This is a genomic window from Niveispirillum sp. FG148 (genome assembly GCF_057809655.1).
The window spans coordinates 129044-150633 of record NZ_JBMDKJ010000008.1 but is presented as its reverse complement, the minus strand read 5'-3'; the positions used below and the strand labels follow the sequence as shown (position 1 = coordinate 150633).

General features: G+C 65.3%; 22 protein-coding genes and 1 pseudogene. 11 read left to right on the top strand and 12 right to left on the bottom strand.

Translation table 11 applies throughout. The annotated features are described in order from the left end of the window. Positions 1–9: 9 nt before the first annotated feature. Genes ACODTW_RS11480 through ACODTW_RS11470 form a run of 3 tightly spaced genes read right to left on the bottom strand, consistent with a single transcriptional unit; the run spans position 10 to position 5499 of the window. On the bottom strand, positions 10–3213 hold the full coding sequence (locus ACODTW_RS11480; RefSeq protein WP_488946139.1) for an error-prone DNA polymerase: 3204 nt from the start codon (positions 3211–3213) through the stop codon (positions 10–12). Beyond that, positions 3210–4829 (bottom strand): Y-family DNA polymerase, encoded by a 1620-nt coding sequence (locus tag ACODTW_RS11475; RefSeq protein ID WP_488946138.1) that lies wholly within the window; start codon positions 4827–4829, stop codon positions 3210–3212. Before ACODTW_RS11475 ends, ACODTW_RS11480 begins: the two co-directional genes overlap by 4 nt. Then, complete coding sequence (locus ACODTW_RS11470) at positions 4762–5499, bottom strand: ImuA family protein (protein ID WP_488946137.1); 738 nt, start codon at positions 5497–5499, stop codon at positions 4762–4764. Before ACODTW_RS11470 ends, ACODTW_RS11475 begins: the two co-directional genes overlap by 68 nt. Before the next feature lie 104 nt (positions 5500–5603). Between ACODTW_RS11470 and ACODTW_RS11465 the strand changes: the two genes are divergently transcribed. Continuing rightward, positions 5604–5990 (top strand): VOC family protein, encoded by a 387-nt coding sequence (locus tag ACODTW_RS11465; RefSeq protein WP_488946136.1) that lies wholly within the window; start codon positions 5604–5606, stop codon positions 5988–5990. 247 nt (positions 5991–6237) lie between these two features. Then, complete coding sequence (locus tag ACODTW_RS11460) at positions 6238–7476, top strand: alginate export family protein (protein WP_488946135.1); 1239 nt, start codon at positions 6238–6240, stop codon at positions 7474–7476. Positions 7477–7534: 58 nt separating this feature from the next. Here the strand turns inward: ACODTW_RS11460 and ACODTW_RS11455 are convergent, their stop codons facing one another. Beyond that, positions 7535–8593 carry a Fe(3+) ABC transporter substrate-binding protein gene (locus tag ACODTW_RS11455; RefSeq protein ID WP_488946134.1) on the bottom strand — a complete coding sequence of 353 codons (1059 nt, stop codon included), beginning with the start codon at positions 8591–8593 and terminating at the stop codon, positions 7535–7537. Positions 8594–8817: 224 nt separating this feature from the next. Here ACODTW_RS11455 and ACODTW_RS11450 point away from each other — a divergent pair, with 224 nt between their 5' ends. Further along, positions 8818–9387 (top strand): hypothetical protein, encoded by a 570-nt coding sequence (locus ACODTW_RS11450; RefSeq protein ID WP_488946133.1) that lies wholly within the window; start codon positions 8818–8820, stop codon positions 9385–9387. On the opposite strand, the gene ACODTW_RS11445 is transcribed toward ACODTW_RS11450, so the two are convergent. Further along, entirely contained in the window at positions 9353–10027 is a 675-nt protein-coding gene (locus ACODTW_RS11445; RefSeq protein WP_488946132.1) for a RibD family protein, read from the bottom strand. The genes ACODTW_RS11450 and ACODTW_RS11445 overlap by 35 nt on opposite strands. A 328-nt stretch (positions 10028–10355) precedes the next feature. Between ACODTW_RS11445 and ACODTW_RS11440 the strand changes: the two genes are divergently transcribed. Next, on the top strand, positions 10356–11153 hold the full coding sequence (locus ACODTW_RS11440) for a substrate-binding periplasmic protein (protein WP_488946131.1): 798 nt from the start codon (positions 10356–10358) through the stop codon (positions 11151–11153). Positions 11154–11323: 170 nt separating this feature from the next. Here ACODTW_RS11440 and grpE read toward each other — a convergent pair whose 3' ends face one another. Both grpE and hrcA read right to left on the bottom strand, forming a co-directional pair. Then, positions 11324–11905 (bottom strand): nucleotide exchange factor GrpE, encoded by a 582-nt coding sequence (grpE, locus tag ACODTW_RS11435; protein ID WP_488946130.1) that lies wholly within the window; start codon positions 11903–11905, stop codon positions 11324–11326. Between the two features lie 145 nt (positions 11906–12050). Further along, the gene (hrcA, locus tag ACODTW_RS11430) at positions 12051–13088 is read right to left on the bottom strand and encodes a heat-inducible transcriptional repressor HrcA (protein WP_488946129.1); all 1038 of its coding nucleotides are present in this window, start codon (positions 13086–13088) and stop codon (positions 12051–12053) included. 161 nt (positions 13089–13249) lie between these two features. Here hrcA and rph point away from each other — a divergent pair, with 161 nt between their 5' ends. The 7 genes and pseudogenes from rph (at position 13250) to ACODTW_RS11395 (ending at position 16952) form a co-directional block, all read left to right on the top strand. Further along, entirely contained in the window at positions 13250–13969 is a 720-nt protein-coding gene (gene rph / locus ACODTW_RS11425) for a ribonuclease PH (protein ID WP_488946128.1), read from the top strand. Positions 13970–14158: 189 nt separating this feature from the next. Then, positions 14159–14326 carry a type II toxin-antitoxin system CcdA family antitoxin gene (locus tag ACODTW_RS11420; RefSeq protein ID WP_488946127.1) on the top strand — a complete coding sequence of 56 codons (168 nt, stop codon included), beginning with the start codon at positions 14159–14161 and terminating at the stop codon, positions 14324–14326. Beyond that, positions 14326–14625, top strand: a pseudogene (locus tag ACODTW_RS11415) (CcdB family protein). Before ACODTW_RS11420 ends, ACODTW_RS11415 begins: the two are co-directional and overlap by 1 nt. A gap of 11 nt (positions 14626–14636) precedes the next feature. Beyond that, positions 14637–15260 (top strand): RdgB/HAM1 family non-canonical purine NTP pyrophosphatase, encoded by a 624-nt coding sequence (rdgB, locus tag ACODTW_RS11410; protein ID WP_488946126.1) that lies wholly within the window; start codon positions 14637–14639, stop codon positions 15258–15260. Positions 15261–15336: 76 nt separating this feature from the next. Further along, positions 15337–15714, top strand: a complete 378-nt coding sequence (locus ACODTW_RS11405; protein ID WP_488946125.1) for a VOC family protein — start codon at positions 15337–15339, stop codon at positions 15712–15714. Positions 15715–15771: 57 nt separating this feature from the next. Beyond that, on the top strand, positions 15772–16185 hold the full coding sequence (locus ACODTW_RS11400) for a YbjQ family protein (protein ID WP_488946124.1): 414 nt from the start codon (positions 15772–15774) through the stop codon (positions 16183–16185). Further along, positions 16182–16952 carry a heavy metal-binding domain-containing protein gene (locus ACODTW_RS11395; RefSeq protein ID WP_488946122.1) on the top strand — a complete coding sequence of 257 codons (771 nt, stop codon included), beginning with the start codon at positions 16182–16184 and terminating at the stop codon, positions 16950–16952. Before ACODTW_RS11400 ends, ACODTW_RS11395 begins: the two co-directional genes overlap by 4 nt. A 97-nt stretch (positions 16953–17049) precedes the next feature. On the opposite strand, the gene leuC is transcribed toward ACODTW_RS11395, so the two are convergent. The 5 genes from leuC to ACODTW_RS11370 all read right to left on the bottom strand — a co-directional run bounded on the left by leuC (position 17050) and on the right by ACODTW_RS11370 (position 21494). Next, positions 17050–18459, bottom strand: coding sequence for a 3-isopropylmalate dehydratase large subunit (leuC, locus tag ACODTW_RS11390; RefSeq protein ID WP_488946121.1), 1410 nt, complete (start codon positions 18457–18459; stop codon positions 17050–17052). Between the two features lie 224 nt (positions 18460–18683). Further along, positions 18684–19451 (bottom strand): hypothetical protein, encoded by a 768-nt coding sequence (locus ACODTW_RS11385; RefSeq protein WP_488946120.1) that lies wholly within the window; start codon positions 19449–19451, stop codon positions 18684–18686. A gap of 29 nt (positions 19452–19480) precedes the next feature. Further along, entirely contained in the window at positions 19481–19825 is a 345-nt protein-coding gene (locus ACODTW_RS11380) for an RNA-binding S4 domain-containing protein (RefSeq protein ID WP_488946119.1), read from the bottom strand. Between the two features lie 4 nt (positions 19826–19829). Beyond that, complete coding sequence (locus ACODTW_RS11375) at positions 19830–20840, bottom strand: alpha/beta hydrolase (protein WP_488946118.1); 1011 nt, start codon at positions 20838–20840, stop codon at positions 19830–19832. A gap of 81 nt (positions 20841–20921) precedes the next feature. Then, positions 20922–21494, bottom strand: a complete 573-nt coding sequence (locus ACODTW_RS11370; protein ID WP_488946117.1) for an NUDIX hydrolase — start codon at positions 21492–21494, stop codon at positions 20922–20924. Positions 21495–21590 lie beyond the last annotated feature (96 nt).

Sequence of the window (21590 nt, the reverse complement as noted above, 5' to 3'; positions counted from 1 at the left end):
CGCTCTCCCTCAGTGAAAATTCCGCCCCTCCCCAAACACCTGGGCGGGAATGGCATCGGGCAGGGGGACGTCGTTGGCGGGCGCGCCGCCGGGGCTCAGGGCCGACAGGTGCGATGACAGGTCGAACAGCCGGTCGGCCACGACATGGATCACCTCGCCCTCCCGCTGCAACCGCCCGCGCACGCCCATCAGGGTGGCCGTCATCAGGGTACGGCGGTTGCGTTCCATCACCGAGGGCCAGACGACCAGATTGGCGATGCCCATTTCGTCCTCCAGCGTCACGAAGATGACGCCCGAGGCCGTACCCGGCCGCTGCCGCACCAGGGTCAGGCCGGCGACGGTGACCATGGTGCCGGGCTTGGCATGGCGCAAACCTTCCGTCGTGCCCATGCCCAGCCCTGTCATGGCGGGGCGCAGCAGGGCCAGCGGGTGGGACCGCAGGGTCAGGGACAGGGTGCGATAGTCCGTCCAGACCTGTTCGCCCAGGCTCATGGCCGGCAATTCCACCTCCGGTTCGTCCCCCATATCGACGGGCGGGCGGTTGTCGCCCAGGCGGCGGGACAGGTCGGCCGCCTGGAACAAGGGCAGCGGCTTGCCGCCTAGGCGCTTCACCTCCCACAGGGCCTGGCGTCGGTCCTGGCCCAGACTGGCGAAGACGTCGGCATCGGCCAGCCGTTCCAGCACACCGACGGGCAGGCCGGTGCGCCGCCACAGGTCGCGGATCGTGTCATAACCACCGGCCCGTTCGCGCGCGATGGCGATGGCCGCATCTTCGCGCATGCCTTTCACCTGCCGAAACCCTAGGCGCAGGGCCGGGCCGCCGCGCCCTTCCTCCAGCGTGCAATCCCATTCCGACCGGTTGATATCGACGGGCCGCACCTCCACCCGATGTTCCACGGCATCGCGCACGATCTGGGCCGGCTGGTAGAAACCCATGGGCTGGCTGTTCAGCAGGGCGCAGGCGAAAATGGCCGGGTGGTGGCATTTCAGCCAGGAGGAGGCGTAGGCAAGCTGCGCGAAGCTGACGGCATGGCTTTCCGGGAAGCCATAGCTGCCGAAACCTTCGATCTGCTTGAAGCAACGGGCGGCATAGTCGGGATCATAGCCCCGGCCGATCATGCCCTGGATGAATTCCGCCTTGAATGCCTCCACCCCGCCCGTCTTCTTGAAGGTGGCCATGGCCCGGCGCAACTGGTCGGCCCGGCCGGGGGAGAAACCGGCGGCGACAATGGCCATGCGCATGGCCTGTTCCTGGAACAACGGCACGCCCAGGGTCCGGCCCAGCACTTCTTCCAATTCCGGTTTGGGATAGGTGACAGGTTCGTCCCCCCGCCGACGGCGCAGATAGGGATGGACCATGTCGCCCTGGATGGGACCGGGCCGGACGATGGCCACCTCGATCACCAGATCATAGAATATGCGTGGGCGCAGCCGGGGCAGCATCGACATCTGCGCCCGGCTTTCGATCTGGAACACGCCGATCGTGTCGGCCCGGCAAATCATGTCATAGGTGTCCCGGTCCCCATCGGGGATGTCGGTCAGGGCCAGCGGCCGGCCCAGGCGCTGGCCCAGCATGTCCAGCCCCCGGCGCAGGCAGGACAGCATGCCCAGCGCCAGCACATCGATCTTCAGCAGGCCCAGCGCCTCCACATCATCCTTGTCCCATTCGACGACGGTGCGGTCCTCCATGGCCGCATTCTCGATGGGGACCAGTTCGTCCAGGCGCGACCGGGAAATGACGAAGCCGCCCACATGCTGCGAAAGATGCCGGGGAAAGCCGCGCAGGTCATAAGCCAAGTCCATGCACAGGGTCAGCAACGGGTCGGTCGGGTCCAGCCCCGCCTCCCGCGCCACGCCTTCATGGCTGATGCCATGGCGGTTCCAGCCCAGCCGGACCAGGGCGCCGATGACATCGTCCGACAGGCCCAGCACCTTGCCCACCTCCCGGATGGCCATGCGGGAGCGGTAGCAGATGACGGTGGCCACCAGTCCGGCATGGTCACGGCCATACTTGGTGTAGATGTACTGCATCACCTCCTCCCGCCGCTCATGCTCGAAATCGACATCGATGTCGGGCGGTTCGCCGCGCTCCTTGGAGATGAAGCGTTCGATCAGCAGGTCGTTGACGGTGGGATCGACCGACGTGATGCCCAGGCAGAAGCAGACGGCGGAATTGGCCGCCGATCCCCGCCCCTGGCAGAGGATGTCGCGCGACCGGGCAAAGCGCACAATGTCATGAACCGTCAGGAAATAGGGCGCGTAGTCCAGTTCCCCGATCAGGGTGAATTCATAATCCAGCAATTTGCGTACCTTTTCCGGCACGCCCTGCGGATAAAGCCGCTGTGCCCCTTCCAGGGCCAGCCTTTCCATCTCCTGCTGCGGGGTCAGGCCCGACGGGATGGGGTCGATGGGATAGTCATAGCGCAGTTCGTCCATGCTGAAGCGGCAGCGATCGGCGATGGCGACGGAATTGGCCAGCGCGTCGGGCCGGTCGGCGAACAGGGCCGCCATGGCGTCCGCCGGCTTGGGATAATGTTCGGCATGGGGCGACAGGGTGCGGCCGGCATCGGCCAGCGTGCGCCCATGGCGGATGCAGGTCAGGATATCGTGCAGCCGCTGCCGGTCCGGATGGTGATAACGCACATCCTGCGTGGCCAGCAGCCCCACCCCCATCCGGTCGGCCAGTTCCCCCAGCCGCAGCAGGCGTGACCGGTCATATCCCTGATAGAGCGGGGCCACGGCCAGATAGAGCCCCGCCGCCGGCAGCGCCCTGAACCGCTCCAGCTGTCGGGCCAGTTCCTCCAGCCGTTTGGGCGTCGCGCGGCCTTCAGGCGCCAGCACGGACAGGATCTGCCCTTCCGCCGCGTCGGCCAGATCGGCCAGGGTCAGGTGGCATTCCCCCTTGCCGCCCCGCCGCTTGCCCCGCGTCAGCAGCCGCGTCAACCGTCCATAGGCGGCGCGGTCGGTGGGGTGGCACAGCACGGGCGGCGCATCGGAAAGCGTCAGCCGGCAGCCCACCACCAGCCTTATGCGCTGCTGCTTGCAGGCCGTGTGCATGCGCACGGCCCCGGCCAGCGTGTCATGGTCGGTGATGGCGATGGCCTTCCGGCCCAGGGATGCGGCGGCCAGCACCAGTTCATGTGGGTGGGATCCTGCGCGCAGGAAACTGAAATTGCTGGTGACCTGCAGGTCGACATAATCGGGGATGGTCATGCGCACAGCCCGTGCAGGTACCAATGGCCCCGGTCATCGGCCGTGCGGAACAGCCAGACGCGGCGGCCATCGGCCAGTTGCGCGCGGTAATAATCCCGCGTCGGGCCGGTGCGGGCCCGCCACCAGTCGGGGCGGATGCGTTCCGGCCCCTCCAGCCAGTCCAGCCGCAAGGGCCGCCCGCGCCAGGACAACAGGGCGGGTTCCGCCACCTCCACCCGCTCCGGCGGATGCAGCAGCAGCAGGGGGCGCGGCCCTTCCATCCGCCAGATGCGGGTGCGGGTGGGCGTGGGCCGGCGGGGCGCCGCCTTGGGCCAGGGCTTCCTGGCCCCGTCGCCCCCATCCTCTCCCGCGTCCCGTTCCGGGCGGGCCAGGGGGGAAGGGGCCAGAGGGGCAGGGGCGGGGTCCAGCGGCAACTCCGGTCCCTCCATCTCCCCGGTCAGTTCCATGATCCGTTCCGGCCGATGCGTGTCGCGGGGGCAGGGGCGGCCCACCCGATCCTCCCCCAGCCGGTTGACCAGCCGGTCCAGCAGGGCGGTCAGGGCGAAGGCATCGCCCCCGCCCACGGCCAGCCCGGCCTGTTCGGCCGTGAAGGCATCGGTGGAGGTCGCCTGCATCTCCATCATCTCGATCCCGAAGCCGGGTTCCACCTGGTCGAACCGTTCGCGGAACAGCTTCAGCAGGGCGGGCGCATCGCGGCTGGGCCGGGCAGCGCCGATGGTCACGGACTGCACACTGGCATCGGTGCGAAAACAGGTCAGCAGCAGCCGGCGCGCGCCCCGGCCCGCCCCTTCCAGCCGGACGCACAGATCGCGCAGCAGCGACAGGGTCGCCGCCTCGATCGCGTCGCGCGTGGCGATAGGCTCGGCAAAGGACAGACGCACACGCCAGAGCGGCGGTGCGGCCTGCGGTGCCACGGGTTCGGCTGACAGGCCCAGCATGCGGTCGAGCCGACGGCCGATGCCCGTGCCATAGCGGGCCGTCAGCGGGGCCCGGTGCTGCCGGTGTGCATCGCCCACCCGCACCAGCCCCACCCGCGCCAGATCGGCCACCAGCCCGTCATCCAGGCGCAGGGCCGCCATGGGCAGGGGCAGAAGCTGCGTCCAGGCGCGCTTGCCTTCCGGCAGGATAGGGTCGGACCCGGCGGGCCGATGCCGGGCCCAGCCCCAGGCGGCGGCCGGCCCGTCGCCCAGCCCCAGATGATGGGTGAAGCCGGCCTTGCCCAGCCGGGCCGACAGGTCGGCCAGCAGGCCCGCCTCCCCACCCCAGAGATGGGCACAGCCCGTGATGTCCAGGATCAGCCCGTCCGGCCCGTCGCTGGCGGCCTGTGGCGTGTAGCGCTGGGCCCAGACGGCCAGCCGGGCCAATGCGGAACGGTCGGCGGCGGGATCAGCCTGCATGGCGACCAGCCCCGGTGCCAGGGCGCGGGCATCGGCCAGCAGCAGGCCGGGCCGCAACCCGTCCGCCGAAGCCAGCGGGTCCACGGCATGAAGCCGGATGCCGCCCTGTCCCGCCAGGGTCAGGACCAGCGGGCCCGTCAGCTTCTGATCCCTATTCCGCCGCCGCCACTGGTCCGTCGGCCAGCGGCTGAGCCAGACGGAGACGAAACGCCGTGTCATCCCACGCGACCTCCCACGAACCCGATCCCCCGCCCCGTGCCCGCAGCAGCGTGACGGTCCAGCGCGGCCCCCCACCATCTTCATGCGGGGGGCGGTCGCGCGCCGATGTGACCCGCCAGCGGGTCAGTGCCGTGGAAGGCGGCGGTCGGGCCAGCGGCGGCAGGATCAGGATGCCCAGCATCCCGCCATCCTCTGCCGCCAGTTGCAGCCGCCGCCCCGGCACGGGCCCGGGCAGGAAGCCATCGCCGATGACGGCTGCCAGCGGCCGGCAGCGCAACGCCTCCTCCACCGCCCACAGCGCGTCGTCCAGGCTGTCGGGCCGGATCAGGATCAGGCGCGACGGGTCCAGACCCATCGCTGCCAGCCCCGGCCCATAGGGCATGTCGGCCAGGCCCAGCGCATCCCCCCGGTCACGCAGCCGGCACCAGAGGATCGGGCCATCCCCTGCCAGCCCCGACAGCAGGGAGGCGATATAGCCATGCGCCGCCGCATCCCCCGGTGCCGGCCAGAATTCATGCATCCCGCCCCGCACCAGCCCGCCGCCCGGCAGGGCCGCGTCCAGCGCGCCATGGCCCAGCGACAGTGCCGTCCTTCCCTTGGGCGGGCGGATGCGGTCCATGATGGACAGCCGCTCCCGCAGGGCGGCGATGGTGGGGATACTGTCGGTCATGGGGTAATTGTTCCTGTTTTGTTCTGTTTGGCAAGTGCTGAATCTGGCATCCGGGGGTGCCAGCGGTTAGAACTGGCTGCCCCTTCCTGACAGGACACGCCCCCATGCCCCATATCGGCGCCCTTTCCCTGCTGGTCCGCGATTATGACGAGGCCATTGCCTGGTATCGCGAGAAGCTGGGCTTCACCCTGGTGGCCGATGATGATCTGGGTGGGGGCAAGCGCTGGGTGCTGGTGGCCCCGCCGGGTGCCACCGAATCGCGCCTGCTGCTGGCCAGGGCGTCGGGGCCGGAACAGCAGGCCGCCATCGGCAACCAGGCCGGCGGCCGCGTCTTCCTGTTCCTGCATAGCGACGATTTCGTCCGTGACCATGCCGCCATGGTCGCCGCCGGCGTCACCTTCCTGGAAGAACCGCGGCACGAGACCTATGGCAGCGTCGCCGTGTTCCAGGATCTGTACGGCAACAAATGGGATTTATTGCAATTACGTTAACCATATTGCTCACGTCCTTTGCCCATTTCGCAGGCGCAGCATTCATCTGTGCGCCCGCAAAACGGTTATTTCCCGGACAATCCCGACATTCGTCGCCCTGGCACAGGGATTGCTGAAATCCGGACCGGGGTGGCGCCACGATGGCGCCCTTCAACCGGGCCGATGACGGCCCACCGGGACAATGGCGTCCGAACAGCCAGGCTGACCGCCTGGACTGTTCGGACGCCTTTTTTTATGGGAGCCTTTCATGACCAAGAAGAACAAGGCGTCATCCGCATCCCTGCGCACCCTGGCCGGTCTGTCGCTGGCGCTCTGCCTCACCTGCCTGCCGGCACAGGCGGCCGACCTGACCGATGCCTTCACCAATGGCAAGTTCCTGCTGGACGCCCGCTACCGGTTTGAGGATGTGGATCAGGCCGGGCTGCCGCAAGGCGCACAGGCCCATACAATGCGGGCGCGTGTCGGCTATCAGACGGCGGCCGTGCAGGGCCTGTCGCTGTTGGCGGAGATGGAGGGCGTGGCCCATCTGAACAGCGCCTTCAATGACAGCATCAACGGCAAGACCAAGCGCCCGTTGATCACCGACCCGGACGGCGCGGAACTGAACCGCCTGCAACTGGATTACACGGACCTGCCCGGCACCCAGGTCACGCTGGGGCGCCAGCGCATCAATCTGGACAATCAGCGCTTCATCGGCGCCGTCGGCTTCCGCCAGAATGAACAGACCTTCGACGCCCTGCGGGTGGTCAACAAGAGCATCCCCAATGTCGAGTTGAACTATGCCCTGGTTACCCAGGTGAACCGCATCTTCGGCAATGAAAGCCCGCAAGGTGAGTATGAGGGCACGTCCCACCTGCTGAACGCCGCCGTCACCCTGGCGCCTGTGGGCAAGATCACGGGCTATGCCTATTTCCTGGACCTGAACGAACAGCCGCTGCTGACCACGCGCACCGTGGGCGCGCGGCTGGCGGGCAAGCAGACGCTGGGGACGGTGACCCTGGCTTATGTCGGCGAATATGCCCACCAGACCGACTACAAGCATAATCCCCGTAATATCGCGCTGGATTATCTGGCGGGTGAACTGACGGGCAGCATCGGCGGCACGGGCCTGACCGTCGGCGTCGAGTCGCTGGAAGGCGACGGGGTGCGCGGCTTCGCCACGCCGCTGGCCACGCTGCACAAGTTCCAGGGCTATGCCGATGCCTTCCTGACCACGCCTGCCAATGGCGTCGTCGACACCTATGGCAAGCTGGGCCATGACGCCAAGCTGAGCTGGGGCCGCATCACCGGCCTGTCGGCCGCCCTCTGGTACCATGATTTTGAGGCGGAACGCGGCGGGGCCAGGCAGGGCACGGAATGGGATGCCGAACTGGCCCTGAAATTCGGGCCGAAGATCACGGCGGGCGTGAAATATGCCGATTTTGACGGGCGCGGGGCGCTTGCCGACCGGCGCAAGATCTGGCTGTCGGTCGATTATGTGATGTGATGAAAAAAGGGGGAGGTGGGTCGTTCGATCCGCCTCCCCCTTTTTTTGACTGCGCAGCTTACTTCCAGCCGGCCCGATCCATGATCTTCAGGGCTTCGGCATTGTTTTCGCCATAGATGGCGGCATTCAGGCTGTCGCGCTTGAACTCGCCCCAGGCGGCCACCGTCGCATGCGAAGGGATGCCGGCCACGACGGGGAATTCATAATTGGCCTCCGCGAAGATCTTCTGCGCCTCCGGGGTGGACAGAAACTCCAGGAACTTCACGGCATTGGCGCGGTTGGGGGCGTATTTGGCCACGCCGGCACCGGAGATGTTCATGTGCGTGCCGCGATCCCCCTGATTGGGGAAGAACAGGCCCGCCTTTTCCGCCGCCGCCTTTTCCGCCGGGTTGGTCGAATTCAGCATGCGGGCGAAATAATAGGTGTTGGAGATGGCGACATCGCCTTCTCCCGCCGCCACAGCCTTGATCTGATCGATATCGCCGCCCTGCGGCTTGCGGGCAAAATTGCCAGCCAGGCCCTTGGCCCAGGCTTCCGTCTTCTCCGCACCATGGGCAGCCAGAATGGAGCCGGTCAGCGACTGATTGTAGACGCTGGTGGAACTGCGGACCAGGACGCGGCCCTTCCATTTCGGATCGGCCAGATCCTCATAGGTCGACAGGTCCGACGGCTTCACCGTGGCCTTGTTATAGATGATGACACGGGCGCGGGCCGACAGGCCAAACCAGTAACCGTCCTTCTCGCGATAGGCGGCGGGCACCGCCTTTTCCAGCACGGCACTTTTCACCGCTTGCAGCACGTCGGCATTCTGCGCGCGCCACAGGCGGCCGGCATCCACAGCCAGCAGCACATCGGCCGGGCTGTTACGCCCTTCGGCCTTCAGCCGTTCGATCAGCTCGTCATCCTTGCCTTCGATGACATTGACCTGGATGCCCGTCTGTTTCTCGAAGGCGGCGTAGAGCAACTTGTCGGCGTCGTAATGGCGCGAGGAATAGATGTTCACCTCCGCCGCTTGCGCCCGCGCGGCCGGTCCCGCAATGAGGGACAGACCCAGACCGGCACCCAGCAGGGGCAGGGCCAGCGATCGCAGCAGCGTGCGGCGGAAAAACATCTTCATCTTCTTCGGCTCCTGGCGACAGTGCCGGCCGTGCGGCCGGGGCGATACATCCAGCCAAGCGGCGGGGACTGCCCGATATGTCGGCAGCCATCCGGTCGCTGTCAAGATGCCAATGAGAGCCATTCGCATAGTATGGCGAGAGGCAGTTGGCTGTTGAGAATGATTTGCAATTGCGAATGACTCGCAATAAGCTTCTTCCATCAACCCCGAAGATGGAGGCGTCAATGAATGGCGAAGCCCTGTGGTGGCCCGATCTGGCAGCGGCGGCACCCGGCACGGCACCGGCACCAGATCCCGACAGCCACGCGGCCCGCGTCGCGTCGCTGACCGAACAGCAGGCCGGCGGCACCGTCTTCACCCTGTCGCGGGGGGAACAATTGCTGCTCTGGTCGGCGCGGCGCTGGCGTCATGGGCGGTTCCGCTGGCAGGAGGTGGAGCTGGAGTTCCGGCGCCTGCTGCCCGGTGGCTGGGCCGATGCCCTGCTGGCCTGGGAAGAGGCGCTGGAGCAATTGCATCTCTATCCTGCCGGGCGACCCGATATCGGCAATGGCTGCCGCTCCGCCCTGTCGCTGGATGAACGCGCCTTGCTGACCATTCTGGCCGTTCTGCAACGGCCGCGCAGCCGTCTGTCGCCCGGTCTGTTGCTGGCCCGGCTGCTTCCCCCGGCCCGTCGCCGCGACCTGGCGGCACCCCTGCTGACGCTGGCAACCTGCCTGTCGCTGGGGGCGGTCACGCTGCCGCTGCGCGGACCCAGCCCCTTCACGGAACCCGGTCGGGATTATCCATATCGATGACACAGATATTGCCCAGCAGCCGGGTGGCGCGGATGCGCAGCCGGTGGTCGGGCCCGAAGGGAAAGCGCCCGGACCCGGCCAGGCGCGGGGCCGCATCCTGCCCGACCAGGAACGGTGCCACGGCCAGACGCAGATGGTGGAAAGCGCCATCGGCCAGGAACCGTGTCAGCAGTTCCGTCCCCCCTTCCACCAGCAGACGGCGCACACCCAATGCCGAAAGGCGGTCCAGGATGGCGCGGCTGTCCGTCCCGTCCAGACCCGCCACGGTCGCCACATTGCCCAGTCGCGCCCGCGTGGCGGCCAGCACCGGTTCAGGGCACAGGACCACCCGCTCCCCACCCCGGGTGAAGAAGGCGGACGCCGGGTCCAGTTCACCCGTGCGCGTGACCGTCACCTTCAACGGATGGTCGGGCAATCCCGCCTGCCGGCGGCGTTCCAGCAGGTCCGGATAGCGCACGGTCAGGCGTGGCGCGTCCCGCCGCACGGTACCGGCGCCGACCAGAATGGCGTCGCACTCTGCGCGCAGGCCATGCATGTCGCGGCAATCCTCCTCGCTGGACAGAACCAGCGGCCTGCTGCCGCCAACCATGTCGATATGGCCATCCAGTGACATGCAGGCCGACAGATGCACCCGTTCCATGCGCCCCTTCATCCTTGTCGTTGCAGAAAGGGTGGGGCGCGATGCGACCCCGTCCAGTACCGGTATCCGATCAACGGCCCATTTCCTCCCCCATCCCCTTTCAAGCGAACGGATCAGGGCAACCGATCGTTCCCCGACGGCCGATGCCCGCATCGGCTGCGGATAAAGGACCGGCGCTGTTGCCGGAACGCTGGCGGAAAAAGCGATTGCCGCATTTCAGTGCAAAAGCATAGATGATCCCCCAGGCAGTCGCGTGCAATTGACTTCGCCGTGACCAGACCGTAATGACGCCAACGCGTTTTCAGTCAGGATGCAAGGGGCACTTTTCATGAAGATTTGGACCACTCCCACGAAAATTTGCGCCTTGGCCGGCCTGTCCCTGCTTCTGGCCGGCAATGTTGCTGCCCCCGCCCGGTCGGAAGAGGTGAAGTTGCGTGCCGACAGCTGGTGCCCCTACAATTGCGCGCCGGGCGTGCGTCCCGGCTATCTTGTTGAAATCGCCAAGGCGGCGCTGGAGTCGTCTGGCCACAAGGTCGATTATGCGCTGATGCCATGGACGGACGCGCTGGCGGCCACCCGCGCCGGTACCGTGACTGCCGCCGTGGGGGCCACGCATGAAGAAGCGGGCGATCTGATCTATCCAAAGACGCCGATGGGTCTGTCCAGCCCGACGCTGGTCATCCGCAAGGGCAAGGAAACCAAGGATTTCAAGATCACCAACCTTGAATCACTGAAGAGCCTGCGCTTTGGTTCGATCAAGGACTATTTCTACAGCGACGCCGTCAACGCCTTCATCGACGCCAACAAGGGTTCGCCCAACATGGTGCAGGTGTCGGGCGACGACGTGACCGAGGAACTGGTCAACCTGCTGATTGATGGCAAGATCGACGCCATGGTCGAAGACAGCAACGTGATCGATTTCCTGCTGGAATCGAAGGGCTATCGCAACCTGTTCACCTATCATTCTCTGGGCGACCAGTCGGACGTGTCCATCGGCTTCTCACCCAAGGATCCGAACAGCGCCACCTATGTGAAGCTGATCGACACCAAGATGGTGGAGTTGCGCAAGAGCGGGCAGCTGGCCACCATCCTGGCCAAATACGGGGTGCGCGACTGGCAGCCGTGACCGGTCCTTGCGTGGTGAATATAAAAGGCCCCCGCCGGATATCGGCGGGGGCCTTTTATATTCATGTTCCCTCAAACGCCGGGCGCCAACTCCGTTGGCTTGGCTTACGCCGCACGCGCGGCGGGCTGGCGACCGCCGGGCGAACGCATCCGCTACGGGGGGGAGGCGAATCAGGCGCTGGTGTTCACATGCCCGCCGACATCGCCCTTGGCGACGCCGACAATGGCTTCGCGCAGCAGGCGGCCATGGATCGTGTAGCCAGCCTGCAGCACCTGCACCACGGTGCCCGCGGGCTTACCCGTATTCTCGATCTCCATCATGATCTGATGGAAGTTCGGGTCGGCCGGGGCGCCCAGCGCCTCCACCTTGGCAATGCCGGCACGGTCGAAGGCGGCCAGCAACTGGCGCTCCGTCGCTTCCACGCCCGTCAGCAGGTTGCCGACGGCCTGGTTGCTCTCACGCACGTCGGGGGCCACCGCTTCCACGGCGCGGCGCAGATTGTCCGCCACGGCCAGCAGTTCCTTGGCGAACTTGGAGACGGCATATTTGGACGTGTCCTCGCGCTCCCGCTCGGCGCGGCGGCGCACATTCTCGGTCTCGGCCAGGGCGCGCAGAATCTGGTCTTTCAGGGACGCGACCTCCGCCTCCAGCTGGGCGACGCGGGCCGGATCGGCCGCGCCCTCGGACGCCGGATTGACCGTTTCGGCGGCGGCGCTGGTGTCGCTGTCGTGGGTATTGATCGTATCGGTCATAGCGGATCGAGCCTTCGGAATTTACCTGGTGCGGGCGCCGGACAAGGGGTGAATGCCCGGCGGCCCCCTGGTTTAGGCGGGATTAAACATTCTGTCGAGAGTGTCCACCCAGAAATAGGGTCGGACCCCCATGACCCGCAAGGGGTCAGCCCATCAACCGGCCGATGACCTTGGCGGTATAATCGACCATGGGAATGATGCGGGCGTAATTGATGCGGGTGGGACCGATGACGCCGATGGCACCGACGATCTGGTCCTTGGTGTTGGCATAGGGGCTGACGATCATCGAACAGCCGGCATGGGAGAACAGGTTGTTCTCCGCCCCGATGAAAATCTGCACACCCTCCGCCTTGCCGGTCGCGTCCAGCATCTTCACCATCTGCTCACGCGTTTCCAGCGCTTCGAACAGGGACCGGATGCGTTCCAGGTCGGAAATGGCGGTGACATCCTCCAGCAGCCTGGCCTGACCGCGCACGATCAGATAGCCCTGGCTGCCCCGCGCCCCGGACCAGGTGGCCAGCCCCGTCTCCACGACCTTACGGGTCAGTTCGTCCAGCTGGGTCTTCTGCTCCTCCATCTCCTTCTGGATGAAGGCGCGGGCTTCCGACAGGGTGCGGCCGACGACGCGGGCATTCAGATAGTTGGACGCCATCTGCAGGGCCGATGGCGGCAGGCCCGTGGACACCTCCACCACCCGGTTTTCCACCAGCCCATCCTCCGTCACCAGCACGACCAGGGCGCGGCCGGGCGACAGGTTGACGAACTCGATATGCTTCAGCGGCCGGTCGGTCTTGGGCGCCAGCACCAGCCCCGCGCAGGACGACAGGCCCGACAGCAGGTTCGTCGCCTCCTCCAGCACCTCCGGCACGGAACGGCCACGGGCGGAACAGGTGACCTCGATATCCTCCCGCTCCCGCTCCGTCAGGTCGCCCACCTCCAGCAGGCCATTGACGAACAGGCGCAGGCCGGCATCGGTGGGCACGCGCCCAGCCGAGGTGTGGGGAGCCATCAGCAGGCCCAGCTCCTCCAGGTCGGCCATGACATTGCGGATGGTCGCCGGCGACAGGCTGGCGGACAGGCGGCGCGACAGGGTCCGCGACCCCACCGGTTCACCCGTCTGGACATAGGCTTCGACGATCTGGCGGAAAATTTCCCGCGACCGCTGGTTCAGCTCGCTGATCATCCGGCCCTTCGGGTTCCTTCCGTGACGCGACAGGCAAAAGAGTAGTGGGGGCGGCGGTGCAAATCAATGGAGCGACGCTGGCCGTCGGGATGGACGAAGGGGCGTCGCCATTGCTAAGAGGAATGGCTTTCAAGGATCGTGACAAGAACGGAAGAGCCACCATGTCCCGCCCGTCCGGCCGTCTGGCCGACCAGCTGCGCACCGTCAGCCTGGAAACCAATTTCTCCCGCCACGCCGAAGGTTCCTGCCTGGTGAAGTTCGGCGACACGCATGTGCTGTGCACCGCCAGCGTCGATGAGAAGGTGCCCCCCTTCCTGCGCGGCAAGGGCCAGGGTTGGGTGACGGCCGAATATGGCATGCTGCCCCGGTCCACCCACACCCGCACCGACCGTGAGGCCGCCAAGGGCAAGCAGTCCGGCCGCACGCAGGAGATCCAGCGCCTGATCGGCCGGTCTTTGCGCGCCGTCACCGACCTGAAGGCCATGGGCGAGGTGCAGATCAAGGTCGATTGCGACGTCATCCAGGCCGATGGCGGCACCCGCACGGCCAGCATCACCGGCGCCTATGTCGCCCTGCATCTGGCCTTCCAGCATCTGGTGCGCATCGGCACCCTGGCCCATATCCCCCTGATCGACCAGGTGGCCGCCATTTCCTGCGGTCTGTACCAGGGCGAACCTGTCCTGGACCTGGATTATGCGGAAGACAGCAATGCCGGTGCCGACGCCAATTTCGTGCTGACCGGCAAGGGCGGCATCGTGGAAATCCAGGGCACGGCCGAGGACAAGCCGTTCGAGGAAGCCGAGTTCATGGCCCTGATGGCCCTGGCCCGCAAGGGGATCGCCGAACTGACGGTGCTGCAGCGTCAGGCGCTGGGGCTGTAACCCGCCAAGTCGTGTAGGGTCACATGCTGCGGCGTGCCGCAGCATGTGACGAGGGTTCCTCATAGCCTCCGGCCGTCCCGCAGGTTAAATTCGCCAACGGTCGGGAGCCGCCGCCAGCCGCAACCCCGTTGGCTTGCCCCCCATTTAATTCTATAGTCAAGCGCACGCCCTCTCCCGTTCGAGATTGTCATGCAGACCGCAGACCCCGCCGCCTCATCGACAACCAAGACGCCCAAACGAGCCGTGCGGACCAAGGCCGAGCGCGACTGGCTGGAACGCAACCGCGAGGCACTGGAAAGCTCCAACGCCTATGTTGACGCCCACGGGCTGCCGCTGGAACACCAGCGGCTGTTCTGATGGCGCGCTTCGAGATTTTTGCCAACAAGGGCGGTCCGGGATATCTGCTGGATGTGCAGGCAGATCTTTTGCGCGGGTTGAATACGCGCGTCGTCGTGCCGCTGCTGCCAAAGGATCTGGCGCCGAAACCGGCCACCCGCCTGAACCCGACATTCCTATTGGACGGGACCGAATAGGTGATGGCGACACAGTTTCTGGCTGCGGTCCCCCTGAACGTGCTGGGCACACCCCTTCACAATTTGTCCCACCAGGACACCGCCATCACCGCCGCCTTGGACTTCCTTTTTGGCGGAATCTGACCGGAGCCCCCATGACCATCCCCCGTCCCTTCACCGGCGACACGCTGGTGATTGCCACCCACAACAAGGGCAAGGTCCCGGAAATCGCGGCCCTGCTGAAGGAGCATGTCTCCCGCTTCCCCAGCGCCGGGGAATTGGGCCTGGGCGAGCCGGAAGAGACGGAGACGACCTATGCCGGCAATGCCGCGCTGAAGGCACGGGCCGCCGCCATCGCCTCCGGTCTGCCGGCGCTGGCCGATGATAGCGGCCTGTCGGTGGAGGGCTTGGGCGGCGATCCCGGTGTCTATTCCGCGCGCTGGGCTGGGCCGACCAAGGATTTCACGCTGGCCATGGAAAAGGTGCGCACGGCGCTGGCGGCATCACCTGACCGCAAGGGCGACCGTGCCGCCTTCATCTGTGCCCTGGCGCTGGCCTGGCCCGACGGGCATGTGGAGGCGGTGGAAGGCCGATTCGAAGGGCGGTTGACCTTTCCGGCACGCGGCACCCGCGGCTTCGGCTATGATCCGATCTTCATCCCCGATGGCTATGACATCACCTGCGGGGAGATGGATCCCGACCTGAAGCACAAGATCAGCCACCGCGCCGATGCCTTTGCCAAGCTGAAGGCACGGTGCTTTGTTTCTGCGGTGAAATGACTCGGCAGCGTCGCAATGTTCGCGTATTGTTCCCGTCACGCCCGGTGCTGTACCGGAGCAGGAATTGGGGGAAACAATGATCGGATATGTGACGCTGGGCACCAACGACCTGGCGCGGGCCGCCACCTTCTATGACGCCATTGCCAAGGAACTGGGCACCGGCCGGATGATGGAATTCCCCACCGGCATCGCCTGGGGCACGCCCAACGGCGGGGCCGGTGTGGCGCTGATGAAGCCCTATGACGGCAACCCGGCCACGGTCGGCAACGGCGTCATGGTGGCGTTCGAGGCGAAGGACCAGGATCAGGTGAAGCGCCTGTATGATCTGGCCCTGTCGCTGGGTGGCACCTGCGAAGGCCCGCCGGGCCCGCGCGGCGACAGCTTCTATGCCGCCTATTTCCGCGATCCGGACGGCAACAAGCTGAACGCCTTCCTGATGACGGCTGCCGGCTGATCCGGCACCCTGTCGTCGGGCCAATTTCCCCCGGTGGGCGCCGGTCCACCGGGGGGCATGCCGTTGCTGCCTTCGCCCGATGCTGCCATGCTGACGGCCAATGACAAGAACGGCTGGGGCAGCGGGGAAAACATGATCCTGTCGACGATGGATGCGCCGTCGGGTTTTCGCATCGTGCGTCATCTGGGGCTGGTGCAGGGCAGCACGGTCCGGTCCAAGCATCTGGGCCGGGATATCATGGCCGGCCTGAAGGAACTGGTCGGCGGGGAACTGCGCGGCTACACCGAATTGCTGAACGAAGCGCGGGACGAGGCGACGGCCCGCATGTGGGCAGCGGCTGAAGAGCTGGGCGCCAATGCCGTCCTGTCCATCCGCTATGGCACGGCCAACATCGGCAATGGCGCGGCCGAGGTGCTTGCCTATGGCACGGCCGTGGAACTGGCGCCGGTCACCGAAACGGCCAGCCCATGAACAACCAGACCGTCATCGACTGGCTGCTGTTCTGGTTCACCTTCGACTGGACGCAGTTCGGCGCCGGTTGGTGGGCCGTACTGATCGTCGCCTTCATCCTGCTGTTCAACTGCCTGTTCGTGCTGATCGGGATCGGGCATGAACGCCGCCATGACCGGCGGCTGGCGGAGGCCGGGCGGGTGCTGGCCGGTATCCTGCTGCTGCCCGGTCCGCCACCGGCGGGAACAGGTGGGCGGCCGCATCTGGTCCAGGCCGAAGTGGTAATGTCACCGGCACCGCTGGGCCTTTTCCATGCCCGCATCCGCCGCCTTTTGGGCGGCCGGTTGATCCATGATCAGCGGCTGGTGGAGCGCGCGCGACGGGAAGTGCTGATGCGGCTGCGTGAACAGGTGCAGGCGCTGGGGGCGGGGATCGCCGCCGGGCTGGAGATCACCCATGTGGCCTTTGGCAAGCATCAGGTCGGCGTCATGGCCACGGCCACAGCCCTGGTGGGTGCCCCGGCACCCGGCGCACCGGCCGTGGGCGTGACGGAGGCCGTGGGGACATTGCCGCCGCGGTCCCGCCGGGAACTGGCCCTGGCCGTCATCCTGGTTGCCGGGCTGGCCTTGCTGGCCATGTGGATTGATCAGGCGGCCATGCGCTTCGGCAAGGATGCCAATGACTTTGTGCAGGAATATCTGTCGACGAAGCTGAAGCCCGAACAGAAAGCCGAAAAGGAAAAGGGCGCCCCGACCGGGACGCCCTCTCCTGAACCGAAAACACCGTGACGCAATGGTGCAGGCCGCCGACCGGCGGCCCGCGGGCACATGCCCGCGCAAGCCAAGCCGCCGGATGGCGGCACCCGGCGCCTGAGGGCGCATGGCATCAGGCCAGCGCGCGCACGTCGGTCAGGTGGCCCTTGATGGCGGCGGCGGCGGCCATGGCCGGGCTGACCAGATGGGTGCGGCCACCGGGGCCCTGACGGCTTTCGAAATTGCGGTTGGACGTGCTGGCGCAACGCTCACCCGGCTTCAGCTTGTCGTCATTCATGGCCAGGCACATGGAGCAGCCGGGTTCCCGCCAGTCGAAACCGGCTTCGGTGAAGATGGTGTGCAGACCCTCTTCCTCGGCCTGCTTCTTCACCAGACCCGAACCGGGGACGACCATGGCATAGACGCCATCGGCCACCTTGCGGCCCTTGGCCACGTCGGCGGCGGCGCGCAGATCTTCGATACGGCTGTTGGTGCAGGAACCGATGAACACCTTCTGCACCGGCACTTCCGACAGGGGCGTGCCCGGCGTCAGGCCCATATAGGCCAGCGAGCGTTCGACGGCCTTGGCCTTGTTCGGGTCCTTGAAATCGGCCGGGCTGGGCACGTTGGCCGTGATCGGGGCCACGTCTTCCGGGCTGGTGCCCCAGGTGACCAGCGGCACGATGTCGGCGGCGTTCAGTTCCACGACCTTGTCATAGACGGCACCCTCGTCCGTCGGCAGGGTCTTCCAATAGTCGACGGCGCGGTCGAAATCGGCCCCCTGCGGGGCGCGGTTGCGGCCACGCAGATAGTCGAAGGTCTTTTCATCCGGGGCGATCAGGCCCGCGCGGGCACCGGCTTCGATGGCCATGTTGCAGACCGTCATGCGGCCTTCCATGGACAGGTCGCGGAACGCCTGCCCGGCATATTCGATGACATAGCCGGTGCCGCCGGCCGTGCCCAGCTTGCCGATCACGGCCAGTGTCAGGTCCTTGGCGGTGACGCCGGGCGGCAGGGCGCCATCGACCTTCACCAGCATGTTCTTCGACTTCTTGATCAGCAGCGTCTGCGTGGCCAGCACATGCTCCACGTCCGACGTGCCGATGCCGAAGGCCAGCGCGCCAAAGGCGCCATGCGTGGCCGTGTGGCTGTCGCCGCAGACGATGGTCATGCCGGGCTGGGTCACGCCCTGCTCCGGCCCCACGACATGGACGATGCCCTGGCGGATATCGCTCATGTCGAAATATTCGACGCCGAATTCCTTGGCATTGATGGCCAGCTGTTCGACCTGGATGCGGCTTTCTTCGTTCTTGATACCGGCCAGACGATCCTTGCTGGTCGGCACATTATGGTCGGCCACGGCCAGGGTCTTGGTGGGCTGACGCAGCTTGCGCCCGGCAATGCGCAGACCTTCAAAGGCCTGCGGGCTCGTCACCTCATGCACCAGATGCAGATCGATATACAGCACGGCGGTGCCGTCCTCCTGACGATGGACGGTATGGCTGTCGAAGATCTTGTCATAGAGGGTGCGGGCCATGGTCACTCACCTGGGGGTCAAGGATCGAACCGCAAAGACGGGGGTGGCTTTACGGTCACTTTGTTACGTGGTCGCGGAGCATAGCGACAGGACCCGGACACGGCAAGCGGCCCGCGACGATGCCCCGAACCGGCCTGTGCAAGGCAGCGTCAAAGGCGGCGCATGATTGGTAGGATTTGTACCAGTCTGCGGGGCGCGAATCGTCGACAACGAACATGTCAGGATGACTTTTATAATCTGCCAATCATTTCCTTGAACGAATCTAAGGTGAACTTAACCACTCTCAGCATTCCTTCTAAAGACTCACAGACTTCGCTGTCCTCCAACAGGCTCGCTGGTCCGAACTTCGCCCGAACTTGAATAGAAGGAATTCCGGTCACCGCAAACTGTTTCGGCGCCCTTATTAAAGAAAACCCGTGATTTGCATTAAACGTACATGAAAAGCCATTAATATGATTTCCATCAATAATTGCGCTAACTCCGCTAATTCTGACCGCTGACACTATAGGAATGCAATCTCGATGTTTTCCATCATTTGCCATTCTTGAAAAACACCAATACTTACCAAGAATATCGTCCTTTGGTCTAATGATGTTTCCAATCAACTTTCTTGATCCCGGCAGGGCCTTCTCAAGTTCATTTAAATCTGAATGACAAAGCATATCCCCTCTTTCAGCTGCGGCGGGGAAAACCAACTTTTTGGGAGCGGTTCCGGTAAAATACGATATAGTTTTATAGGCAAAAATATCTAATGAAGACCGAAGATTTACAACAAAATCAGCAACTATATCCCCAATTTCCTCAGAGACGGGGATGAGTGGCTCATATCTCAAACAGAATCCTGCGCTCTTTTTTACCAACAAATTATCATATGCATCTGTAACATGCAGTTTATAAAAATAATCTGGCAAAGAATTGCAAATAGACCTGATGTCCGATAAGTGCTTTTCAGCTCTAGCCAATCTCCGAAAAGCATTACCAAAAATTTCCTCTTCCATATTTCATATCGCCTTTTTCTTGACTGTTTTCACCCCCGCGGCAGCCGCGCCTCTGGCGTCGGCGGGTCCAGATCCTCATACAGGGTCTGTGCCTCCGGCGCGGGGCCGCGTCGCGCCGCCAGTGCCTTGACCTTGATGACGCGGATATAGGGGCCCAGCGGGAAGGTCAGCACATCGCCCACCTTCACCGTCTGGCTGGCCTTCGACACGGGCGCACCGCCCAGGCGCAAGCTACCCGATCCCGCCAGCTTGGCCGCCTGGCTGCGCGTCTTCAGGAAGCGCGCGTACCACAGCCATTTGTCCAGGCGCAGCCGGCCCTTGGCGATATCGGCGGCATCCGAGGGATCGGGGCTGGTGATATCCTGGTCGGCCATGGGGTCAGGCGGTCAGCGCACGGACAAGGAAGGGCAGGCTTTCATCCATCCGGTAATCGACCGAGGAATGATCGTCGGGGAATTCCTCGTACCGGTGCTGGATGCCCAGCTGGTCCAGCCGGCGGTGCAGGCGGCGGGCGCCATGGACCAGATTATACTGGTCGCGGTCGCCGCAATCGATGAACAGGCCCTTCATGCTGCGCAAGGCGTCGCCATGGGTCTCCACCATGCGCACCGGGTCCCAGGCCAGCCAATGGTCCCAGCGTTCGGGAATGATCTCGCACGTATCCGCCGTCACGGGCAGGCGGATGCCCAGATAGTGGGACGGGTCAGGATCATAGGTGGCGGCCATGCACAGGATCATCAGGACATGGGTGTCCTTGCCGTCGGTCTTGCGCGCCGTTTCAAAGGCATTCATGAACCGCTCGATGGATCCGCCATGGCGCGACAGGGTGCGCAGCACGCCCGGCATGTCGGGCAGGTAGCACAGCTCGAACCCCATATCCCCGGAATGGCAGGCGGCAGCCGCCCAGATGTCGGGACGCAGGAAGGCATGGGCTATGGCGCCATAGCCGCCGCTGCTTTTTCCGAAAATGGCCCGCCGACCGGTGCCGCCACAGGCAAAGCGTTCTTCGACGAAGGGCACCATCTCGTCGCACAGGAAATCCATCCAGCGGCCCAGGGACGCTGAATTGATATATTGGTTGCCACCCAGCCGGGTGAAACAGTCCGGGAAGGCGACGACAGCCGGGGCCATGGCGCCGCTGTCGATCAGCCGGTCCAGCCGTTCGGGCAGGTTCTCCCCGAAATTCTTCCAGTTGGTATGGGCAGGACCGCCGGCCGTATAGCCGACAATATCGACCAGCAGCGGCAGGTCGCTTCCGTCATGCCCGGCCGGCACATAGACATGCACCTCCCGCGTGGTCGGATCGCCCAGCAGATTGCCTTCCAGGACCTTGCTGTCGATCGTCAGGCGATGAACGGTGCCGCGGGCGGCATGCGGGGAACGGCGCATGGGGTGTCGGGTCCGGCTTGTTGTCGTTATGCTTGTGGCCCGCATCTTGACCCAGCCGGCATACTGCTTACAAGTCCGCGGCTACAGCCCGTCGACGGGCGGTGGCGGATTGGTCCCGGGCGCGAAACCCGATTGGCCCTCCCGCAGGCGCCATTCGTGCAGAGCCCAGATGACGGACGGAAAGGCCAGATCGTTCCAGGGAATGTCATCCCAGGCGAACATGCCCACCTCCAGGCTTTCCGGGCCGGGGGCGATGGCGGGATCGGCCAGCCGGGCGCGATAGATCATCTGCACCTGGCTGATGCGCGGGATGTTGTAGATGGCCAGCAGGGCATCGATGGCGATGCGCGCCGTTGCCTCCTCCCACGCCTCGCGTGCGGCGCCCGACTCGGTCGTCTCGTTCAGCTCCATATAGCCGGCGGGCAGGGTCCAGTAGCCCTTGCGCGGCTCGATGGCGCGGCGGCAGAGCAGGAACCGGCCCTGTTCGTCCGTCACCACCGCGCCGACGACGATCTTGGGGTTCTCATAGGCGATATAGTCGCAGTCGGGGCAGACCAGCCGTTCCCGATCTTCCCCTGCCGGCACCATGCGCAGGCGGGGTCCCCTGGCAGGGACGGGGGATGCGGACGGGCGTATCGGCGGGGTCTGGGTCATGCATTCACCATGACGCCAACCGCCCGCCGCATCAAGCAGCGGTTCGGCGGCACAGGGCGACGGTGGCTATCCAGCAGACGCTGCCGCCACCTGTCA

Coding starts and splice junctions, on each gene's coding strand:
- rdgB (WP_488946126.1), top strand. CDS start 14,637: ATGACCATCCCCCGTCCCTTCACCGGCGACACGCTGGTGATTGCCACC.
- ACODTW_RS11465 (WP_488946136.1), top strand. CDS start 5,604: ATGCCCCATATCGGCGCCCTTTCCCTGCTGGTCCGCGATTATGACGAG.
- grpE (WP_488946130.1), bottom strand. CDS start 11,905: ATGACCGATACGATCAATACCCACGACAGCGACACCAGCGCCGCCGCC.
- ACODTW_RS11475 (WP_488946138.1), bottom strand. CDS start 4,829: ATGACACGGCGTTTCGTCTCCGTCTGGCTCAGCCGCTGGCCGACGGAC.
- ACODTW_RS11420 (WP_488946127.1), top strand. CDS start 14,159: ATGCAGACCGCAGACCCCGCCGCCTCATCGACAACCAAGACGCCCAAA.
- ACODTW_RS11385 (WP_488946120.1), bottom strand. CDS start 19,451: ATGGAAGAGGAAATTTTTGGTAATGCTTTTCGGAGATTGGCTAGAGCT.
- ACODTW_RS11440 (WP_488946131.1), top strand. CDS start 10,356: ATGAAGATTTGGACCACTCCCACGAAAATTTGCGCCTTGGCCGGCCTG.
- hrcA (WP_488946129.1), bottom strand. CDS start 13,088: ATGATCAGCGAGCTGAACCAGCGGTCGCGGGAAATTTTCCGCCAGATC.
- ACODTW_RS11455 (WP_488946134.1), bottom strand. CDS start 8,593: ATGAAGATGTTTTTCCGCCGCACGCTGCTGCGATCGCTGGCCCTGCCC.
- ACODTW_RS11470 (WP_488946137.1), bottom strand. CDS start 5,499: ATGACCGACAGTATCCCCACCATCGCCGCCCTGCGGGAGCGGCTGTCC.
- ACODTW_RS11395 (WP_488946122.1), top strand. CDS start 16,182: ATGAACAACCAGACCGTCATCGACTGGCTGCTGTTCTGGTTCACCTTC.
- ACODTW_RS11380 (WP_488946119.1), bottom strand. CDS start 19,825: ATGGCCGACCAGGATATCACCAGCCCCGATCCCTCGGATGCCGCCGAT.
- ACODTW_RS11445 (WP_488946132.1), bottom strand. CDS start 10,027: ATGGAACGGGTGCATCTGTCGGCCTGCATGTCACTGGATGGCCATATC.
- ACODTW_RS11405 (WP_488946125.1), top strand. CDS start 15,337: ATGATCGGATATGTGACGCTGGGCACCAACGACCTGGCGCGGGCCGCC.
- ACODTW_RS11480 (WP_488946139.1), bottom strand. CDS start 3,213: ATGACCATCCCCGATTATGTCGACCTGCAGGTCACCAGCAATTTCAGT.
- ACODTW_RS11375 (WP_488946118.1), bottom strand. CDS start 20,840: ATGCGCCGTTCCCCGCATGCCGCCCGCGGCACCGTTCATCGCCTGACG.
- rph (WP_488946128.1), top strand. CDS start 13,250: ATGTCCCGCCCGTCCGGCCGTCTGGCCGACCAGCTGCGCACCGTCAGC.
- ACODTW_RS11450 (WP_488946133.1), top strand. CDS start 8,818: ATGAATGGCGAAGCCCTGTGGTGGCCCGATCTGGCAGCGGCGGCACCC.
- ACODTW_RS11460 (WP_488946135.1), top strand. CDS start 6,238: ATGACCAAGAAGAACAAGGCGTCATCCGCATCCCTGCGCACCCTGGCC.
- ACODTW_RS11400 (WP_488946124.1), top strand. CDS start 15,772: ATGCCGTTGCTGCCTTCGCCCGATGCTGCCATGCTGACGGCCAATGAC.
- ACODTW_RS11370 (WP_488946117.1), bottom strand. CDS start 21,494: ATGACCCAGACCCCGCCGATACGCCCGTCCGCATCCCCCGTCCCTGCC.